Here is a 13,860-nt window from a genome sequence, read left to right on the forward strand (position 1 = left end):
AGAATATTTATTTGGATAAGAATAAAGCCGACTGGAGAAGTCGGCTTTATGTTGTTTGAAAACTGAATTTAATCCTCAGGGGTATCTAGTATATCTACTTCGGTGTTGCTGTTTTCTTCTGGTTCGGCAATGCGTTCCAGACTTACCAGTTTTTCACCTTCATCAAGATTGATGAGTTTTACGCCGGCAGCGGCGCGGCCGGTGGCGCGTATCTGGTCGACTTTGGTGCGAATCAGTACGCCACCGCTGGTAATCAGCATCAGGTCGTCACTGTCGGCCACGAGGGTGGCGGCCACGAGGTCGCCATTGCGTTCACCGGTATCGATGGCAATAACGCCCTGAGTACCACGGCCGGAACGGCGGTAGTCGTCAACGGCAGTGCGTTTGCCATAGCCGTTGGCTGTAGTGGTAAGTACCAGTTTGTTGCTGTCTTTTTCGGCATCGTATGCCAGCAGACTAATGACCTGATTGTTTTCAGCCAGTTTCATGCCGCGTACGCCACGGGCACTACGTCCCATCGCACGGACGTTGTCTTCGCTGAAGCGTACGGCTTTACCGCCATTGGAAAACAGCATGATGTCGTGTTTGCCGGCAGTTTTTACGGCGCCTATCAGGTGGTCGCCTTCGTCCAGTCCGAGGGCGATGATGCCGGCGGTACGTGGACGGGAGAAGTCGATCAGGGAAGTTTTTTTGACGATGCCCTGTTCGGTACACATGAAGACGTATTCGTTTTCGCTGAATTCGCGTACTGGCAGGATGGTGTTGATTTTTTCACCATCTTCGAGCTGAATCAGGTTGTTAACCGGCCGGCCACGGCTGTTGCGGCCACCTTCGGGCAGTTTGTAGACTTTTATCCAGTGACATTTGCCCAAGCTGGTGAAGCACAGCAGGTAGTCATGGGTGTTGGCGATAAACAAGGTTTCGATAAAGTCTTCATCTTTGGTGGCGGTGGCCTGTTTGCCACGACCGCCACGCCGTTGTGCCTGATAGTCGTCTACCTGCTGGGTTTTGATATAGCCGCCATGAGTGAGGGTAACAACCATGTCGCGTTGCGGTATCAGGTCTTCGTCGGCAATGTCGCCACCAAAAGTATTGATTTCGCTGCGGCGTTCATCTCCAAACTGTTGTTGAATGGCCGTTAGTTCGTCATGGATAATCTGGTTGATGCGTGCTGGATTGGCCAGAATGTCGAGCAGGTCAAGTATGACATCGAGGACGCTTTTGTATTCTTCAACGATTTTATCTTGTTCCAAACCGGTAAGGCGTTGCAAACGCATCTCAAGAATGGCTTGTGCTTGTGCCTCAGATAGGTAGTAGTCGTTGCCTAATAGTCCAGTATTTTCAGGTAAATCCTGTGGCTTAACCAGTTTGGCATCGATATCACTGCGGGCGAGCATTTCTGCGACCAGACCTGAGCGCCACGCACGTGAGGTCAGGGCGGCTTTGGCTTCTGGTGGTGTTGCAGAAGTTTTAATCAGGGTGATGATTTCGTCAAGGTTGGACAGGGCTACAGCTAAACCTTCAAGTACGTGGCCTCGTTCGCGTGCTTTACGCAGGGCAAACATGGTGCGCCGGGTCACGACTTCGCGGCGATGACGTAAAAATTCATTCAGTATCTGTTTTAAGTTGAGCAGGCGCGGCTGGCCGTCTACCAGTGCCACCATGTTGATACCAAAGCTGTCTTGCAACTGGGTGAGTTTGTATAGCTGGTTAAGTACGACTTCGGCATTTTCGTTGCGTTTCAGTTCGATAACTATGCGCATGCCGGATTTATCTGATTCGTCGCGCAGGTCGGAAATGCCTTCGAGAACTTTGTTATGTACCAGTTCACCAATTTTTTCAACCAGTCTGGCTTTATTTACCTGATACGGGATTTCATCAATGATGATGGCTTCGCGATCATCGTGTTTACCGATTGGTTCGATATGGGTTTTGCCGCGCATAACGACGCGGCCGCGGCCGGTGCGGTAGCCTTCACGTACGCCGGAGAGGCCGTAGATGATGCCGCCGGTAGGAAAGTCCGGCGCGGGAATCAGGTTAATAAGTTCGTCAATGCTGAGGTCTTCGTTGGCCAGTAAGGCTTTGGCGCCGCCAATGACTTCGTTGATATTGTGTGGCGGAATATTGGTGGCCATGCCAACGGCGATACCGGAGGAACCGTTAACCAGCAGTGCCGGAATCCTTGTCGGCAGTACGGCCGGTTCGCTTTCGTTGCCATCGTAGTTGGGAATGAAGTCGACGGTTTCCTGATCGATATCGGCCAGTAATTCGTGCGCAATTTTTGCCATGCGGATTTCGGTATAACGCATGGCCGCAGCACTGTCGCCATCGACGGAACCAAAATTACCCTGTCCGTCTACCAGCATGTAACGCATGGAGAAATCCTGTGCCATGCGTACGATGGTGTCGTAAACGGCGGTATCGCCATGGGGGTGGTATTTACCGATAACATCGCCGACAATACGTGCCGATTTTTTGTAGGCACGATTCCAGTCGTTGTTCAGTTCGTGCATGGCGTACAGTACACGACGATGAACTGGTTTCAGGCCATCGCGCACGTCGGGAAGGGCGCGTCCCACGATAACGCTCATGGCGTAATCGAGGTAGGAACGGCGCATTTCTTCTTCAAGAGATACTGTTATGGTTTCTTTGGCAAAAAGTGCATCAGACATAATGGCTTTACTACTTTGGAGAGCATGGTTTATTTTACCATAGCAGTCATTGGTTTCTGACTATTTTTCATTGTGATGATGATTTAGTGTAAAAAACCTTGTTGTTAAAGGGGTTAAAGATATGCCCACAATATTTGTGGATAAATCTGTGGAAAATGAAAGTTGTGTCTGGATAATTGCCTGTAAATCAAGCCTTGTATGTGCTTGCTTAAAAAATAAGCCTAAAAATAAAAATGTTTAAAAACATGAACTTAAAAATAGATAGTCTTTGGGCTTGTTGGTTTATTTTTTTTATAGTCTTTGGCGCGTTACATTTAATGCATGTGGATAAAATCGTTCTGTCAAGTGTGTTTTTCTCTTGACAGAATGACGGATGGTGGTGTGACGGGTTAAGTTATGCTGCCGGTAAGGAAATTTTTATGCAATGTCAGGATTTTTCTGTGTATGCACCGACGAATGGTTCGGCAACTGAGGCATGGGTATTTGTTCGGGTAATCGATAATTTTGGTGATGTGGGGGTGGGCTGGCGTTTAAGCTGTTTGCTGGCGGAATTTTTGTGCTTGCGGGTACGCCTGTGGATTGATGACTTGGGTGCACTGGACAGGCTGGTGCCGGAGCATGCCGGATATCAGCCGCAGATTGTGGTGGAAACGTGGCAGGATGATGAGGCAGCTATGCAACGGCAACTGGCTGCTGCCGCTGATCCGGTACTGGTGATTGAAACATTCGGCTGTGATTTACCACCAGCGGTACAGGCACGCATGACTGAATGCAGACCTTTGTGGCTGAACTGGGAATATCTGACGGCAGAAGACTGGGCGGTGGATTTACATGCTATGCCATCATTGCAGGCCAATGGCTTAGAAAAGTATTTCTGGTTTATGGGTGTTGATGCGGCCAGTGGCGGCTTGTTGCGCGAAGCTGATTATCTGGCTAAGCGGACTGCGTTTCAGCAGCAGGTTTCGATGCAGCAGGCATTCAGGCAGCAGTATGGTTTGCCGTTGCAGCATAGCGGCCAGTTGTGGCTGGTATTTGCCTATGCTTCGGTGTGTTGGCCGCAATGGATGGCGATGTGGCGGCAGGCGGATGCGCCAATGACGCTGTGGCTGGCTGAGGGGCAGGTAGTCGACAGTTTGCGGGCTGCGCAGGTAATTGCTCCCGATGCTTTGCAACAGGACGGCGATGTTTATGTACTGGATAAGCTGACGCTGGTGCGCATTCCGTTTGTGCCGCAGGCGGCCTTTGACCGCCTGCTGTGGCTGGCTGATGCGGCCATTGTGCGCGGTGAGGATAGTTTTGTGCGCGCTTTATGGGCAGGGTTGCCGTTTTTCTGGCATATTTACCGGCAGGATGATGATGCTCATCTGCACAAGCTGCATGCGTTCTGGAACAAGGCGATGGCAGGCTGGCCAGTTGGGGTGCGAGGGGCTTTTATGGCATTGTCGGATGATTTGAATGGAGCAGGCAATCTGGACGGGTTAAGGCGTGTGGAGGTGTGGCAGGATTTGTATGCAAACTGGCAAAATTGGGTAAAAGCGGCTGCGGTATGGTCTGAAATGCTGCATGCACAGGACAGTGCGCTGGAAAAACTAGCCAGATTTAGCCATCTTCCGCTAAAATAATGCAGTTATTTATTTGCTGAACTTTTTTGGAAGTTAGATTAAAGATGAAAACCGCACAAGAATTGCGCCCGGGTAATGTATTTATGGTGGGCAATGATCCAATGGTGGTGCAGAAGTCCGAATACAATAAATCCGGTCGTAATGCTGCCGTGGTGAAAATGAAACTGAAAAATTTGCTGACTGGCGCTGCTACGGAAACGGTATATAAAGCCGATGAAAAGTTTGATGTGGTAGTACTGGATCGCAAACAGTGTACTTACAGCTATTTTGCTGACCCAATGTATGTTTTCATGGATGATGAATTTAATCAGTATGAAGTGGAAGCTGAAAACATTGGTGATGCCATCAAGTTTATTGTGGATGGCATGGAAGAAAAATGTGAAGTGACTTTCTATGATGGTCGCGCTATTTCTGTGGAATTGCCTACTATTATCGTACGTGAAGTGGAATACACTGAGCCGGCGGTAAAAGGTGATACTTCTGGCAAGGTAATGAAGAATGCCCGTCTGGTAGGTGGTGCTGAGATTCAGGTAGCTGCCTATGTTGAAAATGGCGATAAGGTGGAAATTGATTCACGTACTTTTGAGTTCCGCAAACGCGCTTAACTGATTTTCTTGCTGGCAGGCTGTCTGAAGAATTTCAGGCAGCCTGTTTTGTTATGATTTACGCGGCGTCATGCTGCCTAACGATTGTGACGGCTTGCCGTCTTTTATTATTTGTATTGTTTAAGTTTGTAGGTGAAACATGTTGTTTGAACTGAATCAGCATGGCCGAGGTGAGTTGCTGGCTGAATGTCGCAGATTATTGCGGCTGGCGTTGCCAATTCTTATCGCACAGGCAGCGCAGGTGGGTGTGGGTGTGGTGGATACGGTGATGGCCGGCCATGCCAGTGCCAATGATCTGGCCGGTGTGGCTTTGGGCTCGAATGTATTTATTACGCTGTATATTACTTTTCTGGGGGTGATGACGGCGTTGCAGCCGATTCTGGCACAGTTGTATGGCGCCGGAAAAACTACGGAAATTGGTGAACAGGGGCGGCAAGGACTATGGTTCGGGCTGTTCTTAGGTGTACTGGGAATGCTGTTGTTGTGGGCGCTGATTGTACCGATGCAGCATTGGCTGAATATGGGCTCATATGTAGATGGTGTGTTTGGGCAGTTTGTGTTCTTTATTGCGCTGGGTATGCCGGCTGCGATGATTCATCGGGCTTTTTATGCTTTTGCTTCTTCTTTAAACCGTCCGAAGCCAATTATGGTGGTGAGTCTGATTGCGTTACTGCTGAATATTCCACTGAATTATGTTTTTGTTTATGGCAAATATGGTATGCCGGAACTGGGCGGAGCAGGCTGTGGTCTGGCTTCGGCTATCTGTTTCTGGTTTAATGCAATTGTGTTGGGTATCTATGTGTTTCGCCAGCGATTTTTTGCTCCGTTTGCGCTGTTTTCACGTTTTGACTGGCCGCAATGGCGCTTGCAGGGCTCTTTGTTGCGGCTAGGGATTCCGATCGGGATGTCGTTTTTCCTTGAGGTGAGCCTGTTTACTTTTATTAGTTTGCTGATTGCGCGCTTCGGGGTAACTCAGGTAGCAGCGCAACAGGTGGTAATTAGTATTACTTCTCTGATTTATATGTTGCCGCAAAGTGTGGGTATTGCGCTGGCGGTGTGTGTTGGACAGGCTGTCGGTGCGGGTAAATGGCAGCGTGCCCGTTTTGTTTCGGGTGTGGGGCTGTCTATGGGATTGCTGGGAGCCTGTTTTACTGGAGTGATCCTGCTATTGTTTCGGCATTTCTGGGTGAGTCTGTATACCGTGGATCAGGAAGTGATTTTTCTGGGTGGAACGCTGCTGATTTTTGCAGCGATTTTTCAGCTGTCAGATGCAACACAGACGATTGCTTCGTATGCCCTGCGCGGCTATAAGCTGACTAAAATCCCGATGGTGATTCATGCGTTCAGCTTTTGGGGGCTGGGACTGGGATTTGGCTGTTTGTTTGGTTTGTATTTTGGTATGGCGCTATATGGTTTCTGGCTGGCGCTGGTACTGGCGTTAACAGGTGCGGCTGTGGCGCTGGTATGGTATTTGCACCGGCAAAGTGAAAAATTTGCTTTGGCGCATGCGGATAGAGAATCATGATAGATGTGATTGAACATGCGGATTTGCAGTCATTGAATACTTTTGCTCTGCCGGTTCGGGCGCGCTGGCTGGTAACGCTAAGTGATACGGCTCAGTTGCCAGACATTATGGCGCTGCCACAATTTGACCGGCAAAGTGTGCTGTGGCTGGGTGGTGGGAGTAATATACTGTTTTGTGCGGATTATCCGGCGCTGGTGGTACGTATGGCCAACCGTGGTATCCGGCTGGTAGCAGATGATGGTGTGCGGGTGGTGGTAGAGGCTGCGGCAGGTGAATGCTGGCATGAATTTGTACAGTACACGCTGGCTCAAGGCTGGAGCGGACTGGAAAATCTTAGTTTGATTCCCGGTACGGTAGGTGCGGCACCAGTACAGAATATTGGTGCCTATGGTGTTGAAGTACAGTCTTGTATTGAAGCGGTGCAATGTTTTGATCTTGATGAGCGGCAACTGCGCTGGCTGAATCGTGATGAGTGTTGTTTTGCTTATCGGGACAGTATTTTTAAACACGGTGAACAGGGGCGTTATGTGATTGTGGCAGTGCGGTTTGCGCTGTCGCGCAGTTTTACGCCACAGTTGCATTACGGTGATCTGGCGCAGGTGGCGGCAGAGCTGGCTCGGGGGCAAACGTTAACGGCTAGTATGGTGGCTCAGGCTGTGTGCCATATCCGCCAGCAGAAACTGCCTGATCCGCGTGTACTTGGCAGTGCCGGCAGTTTTTTTAAGAATCCTGTTGTGCCGGCGGCGCTGGTGACAACTCTGTTAAACCAGTATCCGGCTTTACCGCATTATCCACAGTCTGACGGACAGATGAAGCTGGCAGCAGGCTGGCTGATTGATCAGTGTGGTTTGAAGGGTTATCAGCTTGGCGGGGCTGCGGTGCATGAGCGGCAGGCACTGGTGTTGGTGAATAAAAATCAGGCCAGTGCCGCAGATGTGGTTGCGCTGGCCCGATATGTTCAGGGCTGTGTGGCACAGCGCTTTCAGGTGCAACTGGAGCCGGAACCGGTATGGCTGCCACAAACATTGATGCTGGCTGCCGGCTGATATATGCCACTATGCTGAGGAATCTATCTGTATGATCTGCGCGGTAAGACACTGCATAATCTGAAAGAAATGAATATGGTGAAAGAATCACGCCCCAATACTTATAATCGTATTATTGATGCCAGTCTGAGGCTGTTTAATGAAGAGGGTGAGCGTAATGTCAGTACTAATCATATTGCTTCTTATCTGGGTATTAGTCCGGGCAATCTGTATTATCACTTTCGCAATAAAGATGAAATTATTATGCAGCTGTTTAAGCGCTACAGTGAGGAGCTGTTGTGCTATCTGCAACATGTTAAAACGCCACAGGACACGGATGCCATTAAGAACTATATGTTTGGTGTATATGATGTGATGTGGAAATACCGTTTTTTGTTCAGTGATTTGAATGCGATGCTGTCGCGCAGTGCCGAGCTGCTGGGTGAGCATAATAATTTTACCCGAATACAGGTGTCACCATTATTGCAGAATCTGTTGCAACAGTTGACTGATATCGGATTTATTCAAACAGATGAAACGGCTCGTACGGAAATGGCTGTCAATATCTGGCTGATTACTAAATACTGGTGTGACTATGACAGTGCTCTGTATGAACGCAAGCTGAATGAAGCCTCGAAGTTTCGCGGTACACATCAGACGCTCACGTTGTTGCGCCCGTATGTTGCTCCTGCTTATCGTGAGGAGTTTAACCGTATGATGGCTGATTTAAGTAATCAGGTGTAAATGTTAAAACCCATTTTATTCAGGCTGAATGTGGTTTGTTTGGGTGTTTTAATTCAGGATTTCTGTATCTGGATGTAATTTTTCTGGCTGGATACTGTGTCAGCTCAGCTTGCATGTCTGGGCAAGATGTGCTGATAACTTCTCTGATTTGGTGTTTTGTTTCTGTTTTATTAGTTAAGTATTTGCTTTGTGCAATGTCTATAAGCTGGTTGCGAATGATTTTGTCATCCGATCAGTTCTTTTGAAAGCGATATTCTGCTGAAATTGTCTGCTGGCTTTACTTGTATTGTGTATTTAGGTTTGAGACCAGTATTGTTTTTCAATATGGTTTTACTAAAAAAATCAGTTTTTTATGATGTTATTGCAGATTTTTTCTGTTAGTGTTTAGTTCAGGCAGCAGAAATTATGCGGCTGGCTCCCATTTTGATACTTTCAAAGCGACCAGTGGAAAGTTGTTGTTGTGCACAGGCGGTGGCCAGTAGCTGTGGTGGTTCATCCAGTGGTTCGTCGGCCAGTTCAAAAGCGCCCCAGTGGATTCCGACAGCCTGACGGCATTGCAGTATTTTAAAAATGGTTACTGCCTGTTGTGGGTCGATGTGCTGATTGTGCATAAACCAGCGCGGTGCATAGGCACCTATCTGGAGAGCGGCCATGTCTATGGGCGCAAAACGTTCTGCTATCTGCCGGAACATTATTTCGCTGAAACCCGTATCACCACTGAAATAAGTACTGCTGCCTTGGGGTGTTTGCATTATCCAGCCACACCACAGGCTAAGGTTGCGGTCGAAGATGCCTCGCTGACTCCAATGTTGTGCCGGCACGGCATGAAATTGGATATCTTTTATGTTTATCTGTTCCCACCAGTCCAGTTCAATTACGTTGCTAACGCCCAGCTTTTGCAGTGTGTTTTTCAGGCCTAATGGAACAACGGCTGTAATGGCCGGAAAACGAGCAGCCAACTGCCGGATACTGGCTTTGTCCAGATGGTCGTAATGGTTGTGTGACAAGGCAATAACATCAATGGGGGGGAGCTGGGCAATGCTGGCTGCCGGCTGGGTGCGGCGCTTCGGACCTGCAAATGTTACTGGTGAAACGCGCTGTGAGAATACGGGATCGGTGATAATCATGCATTGCTGTAAACGCAGTAACAATGTGGCATGACTAATCCACCATAGCCGGTTGCCGCTGAGAGTAAAGTCAGGTATCTGATACCAGTCCTGAGCAAAGCGCTCATAGCCCTGTTGTGGCGGTTTGGGCAGGTGTTGTATGTGTCTTTCCCAGTTCCAGCGATAGACTTCAAGCTGTTTGATAACTGTTGGCTCCAGATTACGAAAGCCATAGGGTGTATGGTGGGCTTTCGCCGGATTGTAGTACGGGTTTTTTCTTTTAAATAGCATTCTGGGTTGCCTTTAGCTGATATGGTTATGGGTGCGATGGATTATTGCCGCCAAAATGGATTTTTGAGAGGATCTTTAATTTGTTTTCTGCATTGATATCTGTATTTTAGCTTAATTTGAGCGTACTAGAATGCTTGCTGGGCTATTTGCTGTTTTGTGTCAGGTATGTGATATCGCGATTTTGATTATATTAGGTTGTTTACATCATTACTCTGATTGTGAAATGATGTTGTATATCAATGAATTTAAGTTAATATGTGTATTTATTGTTGGTTTCTTTTGTAAATGCTAATATGCGATTTGATATTTTACCAGATGCCTATTTTTGTAGCTGAGGGGATAGATCAATGAAAAAAGTTTTACTGGTGTTTTTGTGTTTGTTTCTGGCAAGCTGTGTAGTACCGGTTAAACCGGAAGATAAGTTTAAAACAGGCGATTATATCGGTGGAGTGAATATTCTGGCGACTAACTTTAATGCGAAAAGCCAGAAGCTGCAACAGCAAAATAAACCGTGGAAAGAAAAAGATATTCTGTATTTGCAGGTGACAGTTAGTGAACTGACTCAGATGGCACAGAGAAATATTCAGCAGGCTGCGGCGGCAGATTATGATACACGGATTAAAAATTATCAGCTGTTGCTGGAGATGAAAACTAAGCTGGAAGACAAAAGCTACAGTTCTTTTATTGAGCAATATTTGGGTCTGTATACGGTGAGTGGGCTGAAAGAATCTCTGGCGATACAGTTTTACCAGCAGGCTGGTGCCATTGTGGCGACTAATAGTAATGATTATCTGCGTAAGGCCAAATTATACCGTCAGGGCTATGAATATTTTAATTATAAAGATATTTACAAGCGCGCTGAGGATAATCAGAAAATGTATTATAAGACTGCTGCGCAGGAGTTTTATGCTGAGGGACAAGCTAATGTCCGAGCGCGGAATTATAAGCAGGCAGCAGCTAATTTCCGTAAGGCGCATGATGTCTATCTGCCTTTAGGTAATTATAAGGATAGCGCTAAACTGGCCGATATTTATGAAAAAAAATGGCGCACAATTGAGGCAGAAAATCAGTACCAGCAGGCGCAGGCCATTGTGCGCAAAGCAAGGTATTTAAGTGAATACCGTGAGGCGGCCAGTTTGTTCAGTGCGGCCAGTCAGGTATACAGTCCTTATGGCAGCTCTTATAAAAATGCCACTAAACTGGCTGATGTTTATGCTCGTAAGGGACAGGTACAGATATTTGTCCGCGGTAATAGTTATCTGGCTGACCGTATACGCTCTGCGCTTCAAAAAAATTACGTGAGTTTTGTAAGCAGTGCCAGTGCTGCTAATCTGGTGATTGATGTGAGTATGACTCGTGGTCATTTTCAGCAGTACAAGGAAAATATTGAAACCAGTGATAAGCATGAAAATTTACGGGTTGGCACGAAGCAGGTGGCTGATGCCGATGGCAATATGGTGAATCAGGCTGTTTATGAGGATTTTTATTTTAAACAGTATAGTGTGAAAACGGTTAATGAGGCGGAGATGGTAGCTGAGGTACGTTCAAATGGGCTGTATGATTTAAACCGGCAATACAGTGCAAAGAGTACCTCGTCGCAGACTTATTACTGGTTTGACGGCCATGTGCCCAGCAAATATACGGCTTTTACTGAAGGTAAACTGCTTGGCCGTGAGGAACAGTTTGATCAGGCACGTGAAAATCTATGGTCTCAAATGCGGGGCGATTTTTATGAGATGAGCCGAGTACTGGCTAATCTGTAGCGCGGGATAAGGGCTGTCTTAAATGGATGAGCTGTCTGTTCAGGCAGCCTCCCAGATGATGTTTTGATATTGCTGTGCTTTATACCATTTAATTTTAATTCTTTTGGTATGGTGCCATTATTTGTGCTCTGAGGGAGATGTTGTTTAATTTCTGTTGGCTGATATAACAAAGTCATTATATTTGCTCTTGTTTCTGAAATACAGAGCAGCTTTGGTCTGGAAATTTTCTCTATTTATACAAAAATCCTGAATTGCTTTTGTCTCCGATTCCATTGGGAATGATTAATCTGTTATTTTTTCATGATTTTGTTCACCAGTTTTCCTAATAAATAATTTATTTCTGGTATGGTTGCCAAGAAGAGAATATAAAAAACGGAAATACAGAATTTGTGATATGAGGTATATGACACAATTTCTGGAACTAAGATGATTGAAAAAAAATTAATAGGTTTATTTAATTTGTTCGTGTGCCTGTATCTGTGGGCAGTTTGCTTTGCTGGTTTGGATAAGGACTATTTTTAGCTTAATTTGATGTTTATCTGGGTAGTGGGACAAATAATGGTTTGGGTTGCTATGTCTGCACTGATGCCTGATTGAGGCGGATAATGGTTCGGTAAAGAATGACTTAAATGGTGGTAGCTGGTTGATATATCCGGCTGGTTTATGTTTTTTCATGCAAAAGTTGATGCAGTTTGTGATGTGGTGAAGCGAACTAAACTATAATCGTTAGCGATAAGATAAGTGCAGCGATTGCTGTGGGTGTTATTTATACGAAAGGGATAATTATGTCGCAATTTTTGCTGGTACCAACTGGAAATCAGACAGGTCTGTCTGCGCTAGGTTTGGGTGTGGCACAGGCTTTTGTTCAGGCCGGACATGTGTCATTGTACTTTAAGCCGGTTGCTACAGATGTGGCTGCGGATAACACAGCTGCACTGGTGCAGGCTGTATTGCAGCAGAATCTGCCTGCATCGCAGTCGCTGGCTAGTCTGGATGAACGTGTGTATCAGGGACAGGCAGATGATGCGGTAGAAGAGTTTGTGGCTGCTTTCCACCAGATGGCTGAAGCCAGACACGATGTGGTGGTGGTTGAAGGTGCTGTGCCTGAAGCTGGCCGGACTTACTTGCCTGCACAAAATGTAAAAATTGCGGCCGCACTGAATGCACGGGTGATTCTGGTGGCTGCTGTGGCAGACCAAACACCTGCTGCGGTGGCTGCTCAGTTGCAACTGGCTTTACATGATTATGCACATGGACATACTGAAATCAGTGGCTTTATTTTAACTGCTGATGCCCAAACTGCACCGGCTGCCGGTTTTGCCGCAGAAGTGCAGGCGGAACTGGCTGCACATGGTAAAAAGCTTGAATGTATTGGTCTGGTTACTGCCGCATCTGCTGGTGTCGAAGTAGCGCAGGCTCAGGATGTGGCTAAAGCTGTGGCTGCTCAGTTAAACGCTGAGCTGCTTTGCGCGGAACTGGCTAAACCGGTAGCAGAACATTTGGCACCGGCAGCATTCCGCTATCAGATGATGGCACGTGCCCGTTCAGCTAATAAGCGTATTGTTTTGCCTGAAGGTAATGAACCACGTACGATTGCTGCGGCAGCAATTTGTGAAAATAAAGGTATTGCCCGCTGTGTGTTGCTGGCTAAAAAAGCAGAAGTGGAAGAGGTGGCGCAGGCTAAAGGAATCACTTTACCAGCCTCGCTGGAAATCATTGACCCTGACAGTATCCGTGAACGTTATGTTGCTCCGATGGTAGAGCTGAGAAAGAGTAAGGGGTTGACTGCGGAACAGGCGGCTGAACAGTTACAGGATACAGTGGTACTGGGTACTATGATGCTGGCAACAGGTGACGTGGATGGTTTGGTATCTGGCGCTGTGCATACTACAGCCAATACTATTCGTCCGGCCTTGCAACTGATTAAAACTGCACCGGGTGCCAGTCTGGTATCCAGTGTATTCTTTATGCTGATGCCGGATCAGGTGCTGGTATATGGTGATTGTGCGGTAAATCCGAATCCTACTGCCGAGCAGTTGGCTGATATTGCTATTCAGTCTGCTGATTCTGCTAAAGCATTTGGTATTGAACCAAAAGTGGCGATGATTTCTTATTCTACTGGCTCATCTGGTAGTGGTGCTGATGTGGAAAAGGTTACTGCTGCAACTAAGCTGGCACAGCAAAAACGTCCTGATCTGCATATTGACGGACCTTTGCAGTATGATGCGGCCAGTGTACCGAGCGTGGGCCGGCAGAAAGCTCCTGACAGTAAGGTAGCAGGTCAGGCAACGGTATTTGTATTCCCTGATTTAAATACTGGTAATACAACTTATAAAGCGGTTCAGCGCAGTGCTCATGTGTTGAGTGTTGGTCCGATGTTGCAAGGTCTGAACAAACCGGTAAACGATTTGTCTCGTGGCGCTCTGATTGAAGATATTGTTTATACTGTTGCTTTGACAGCAATTCAGGCTGTGCAGATGAGTTAAACGAATTATTGTATCTGGTTT

Annotated in this window: 9 protein-coding genes; 7 read left to right on the forward strand and 2 right to left on the reverse strand. The window is 47.0% G+C overall.

The genetic code is table 11. The features are described from left to right. Positions 1-68: 68 nt before the first annotated feature. Positions 69-2,672 (reverse strand): DNA gyrase subunit A, encoded by a 2,604-nt coding sequence (gyrA, locus tag BHC51_RS06535; RefSeq protein ID WP_100153596.1) that lies wholly within the window; start codon positions 2,670-2,672, stop codon positions 69-71. A 419-nt stretch (positions 2,673-3,091) separates the two neighbouring features. Between gyrA and earP the strand changes: the two genes are divergently transcribed. The 5 genes from earP (at position 3,092) to BHC51_RS06560 (ending at position 8,193) form a co-directional block, all read left to right on the forward strand. After that, positions 3,092-4,294, forward strand: coding sequence for an elongation factor P maturation arginine rhamnosyltransferase EarP (gene earP, locus BHC51_RS06540; RefSeq protein ID WP_100153597.1), 1,203 nt, complete (start codon positions 3,092-3,094; stop codon positions 4,292-4,294). 44 nt (positions 4,295-4,338) lie between these two features. Further along, the gene (gene efp / locus BHC51_RS06545) at positions 4,339-4,899 is read left to right on the forward strand and encodes an elongation factor P (protein WP_100090392.1); all 561 of its coding nucleotides are present in this window, start codon (positions 4,339-4,341) and stop codon (positions 4,897-4,899) included. Between the two features lie 139 nt (positions 4,900-5,038). Further along, complete coding sequence (locus tag BHC51_RS06550) at positions 5,039-6,424, forward strand: MATE family efflux transporter (RefSeq protein WP_100099255.1); 1,386 nt, start codon at positions 5,039-5,041, stop codon at positions 6,422-6,424. Continuing rightward, positions 6,421-7,470 (forward strand): UDP-N-acetylmuramate dehydrogenase, encoded by a 1,050-nt coding sequence (gene murB, locus BHC51_RS06555; protein WP_100099256.1) that lies wholly within the window; start codon positions 6,421-6,423, stop codon positions 7,468-7,470. Before BHC51_RS06550 ends, murB begins: the two co-directional genes overlap by 4 nt. Before the next feature lie 69 nt (positions 7,471-7,539). After that, positions 7,540-8,193: a TetR/AcrR family transcriptional regulator gene (locus BHC51_RS06560; RefSeq protein ID WP_100099257.1), complete on the forward strand. Its 654-nt coding sequence runs from the start codon at positions 7,540-7,542 to the stop codon at positions 8,191-8,193. Positions 8,194-8,582: 389 nt separating this feature from the next. On the opposite strand, the gene BHC51_RS06565 is transcribed toward BHC51_RS06560, so the two are convergent. Continuing rightward, the gene (locus BHC51_RS06565) at positions 8,583-9,590 is read right to left on the reverse strand and encodes an MBL fold metallo-hydrolase (protein ID WP_100153598.1); all 1,008 of its coding nucleotides are present in this window, start codon (positions 9,588-9,590) and stop codon (positions 8,583-8,585) included. Between the two features lie 347 nt (positions 9,591-9,937). Between BHC51_RS06565 and BHC51_RS06570 the strand changes: the two genes are divergently transcribed. Then, positions 9,938-11,353, forward strand: a complete 1,416-nt coding sequence (locus tag BHC51_RS06570; RefSeq protein WP_100136074.1) for a hypothetical protein — start codon at positions 9,938-9,940, stop codon at positions 11,351-11,353. A 785-nt stretch (positions 11,354-12,138) separates the two neighbouring features. Next, positions 12,139-13,839, forward strand: a complete 1,701-nt coding sequence (gene pta, locus BHC51_RS06575; RefSeq protein WP_100153599.1) for a phosphate acetyltransferase — start codon at positions 12,139-12,141, stop codon at positions 13,837-13,839. Positions 13,840-13,860: the final 21 nt, after the last annotated feature.

Origin of the sequence: Snodgrassella alvi (assembly GCF_002777745.1) — a bacterium.
In the GTDB taxonomy this organism is placed as follows: Bacteria; Pseudomonadota; Gammaproteobacteria; order Burkholderiales; family Neisseriaceae; genus Snodgrassella; species Snodgrassella alvi_D.

Excerpts from the sequence above, each read along its gene's own strand:
- gyrA (WP_100153596.1), bottom strand. The coding sequence starts at position 2,672 with ATGTCTGATGCACTTTTTGCCAAAGAAACCATAACAGTATCTCTTGAA.
- earP (WP_100153597.1), top strand. The coding sequence starts at position 3,092 with ATGCAATGTCAGGATTTTTCTGTGTATGCACCGACGAATGGTTCGGCA.
- efp (WP_100090392.1), top strand. The coding sequence starts at position 4,339 with ATGAAAACCGCACAAGAATTGCGCCCGGGTAATGTATTTATGGTGGGC.
- BHC51_RS06550 (WP_100099255.1), top strand. The coding sequence starts at position 5,039 with ATGTTGTTTGAACTGAATCAGCATGGCCGAGGTGAGTTGCTGGCTGAA.
- murB (WP_100099256.1), top strand. The coding sequence starts at position 6,421 with ATGATAGATGTGATTGAACATGCGGATTTGCAGTCATTGAATACTTTT.
- BHC51_RS06560 (WP_100099257.1), top strand. The coding sequence starts at position 7,540 with ATGAATATGGTGAAAGAATCACGCCCCAATACTTATAATCGTATTATT.
- BHC51_RS06565 (WP_100153598.1), bottom strand. The coding sequence starts at position 9,590 with ATGCTATTTAAAAGAAAAAACCCGTACTACAATCCGGCGAAAGCCCAC.
- BHC51_RS06570 (WP_100136074.1), top strand. The coding sequence starts at position 9,938 with ATGAAAAAAGTTTTACTGGTGTTTTTGTGTTTGTTTCTGGCAAGCTGT.
- pta (WP_100153599.1), top strand. The coding sequence starts at position 12,139 with ATGTCGCAATTTTTGCTGGTACCAACTGGAAATCAGACAGGTCTGTCT.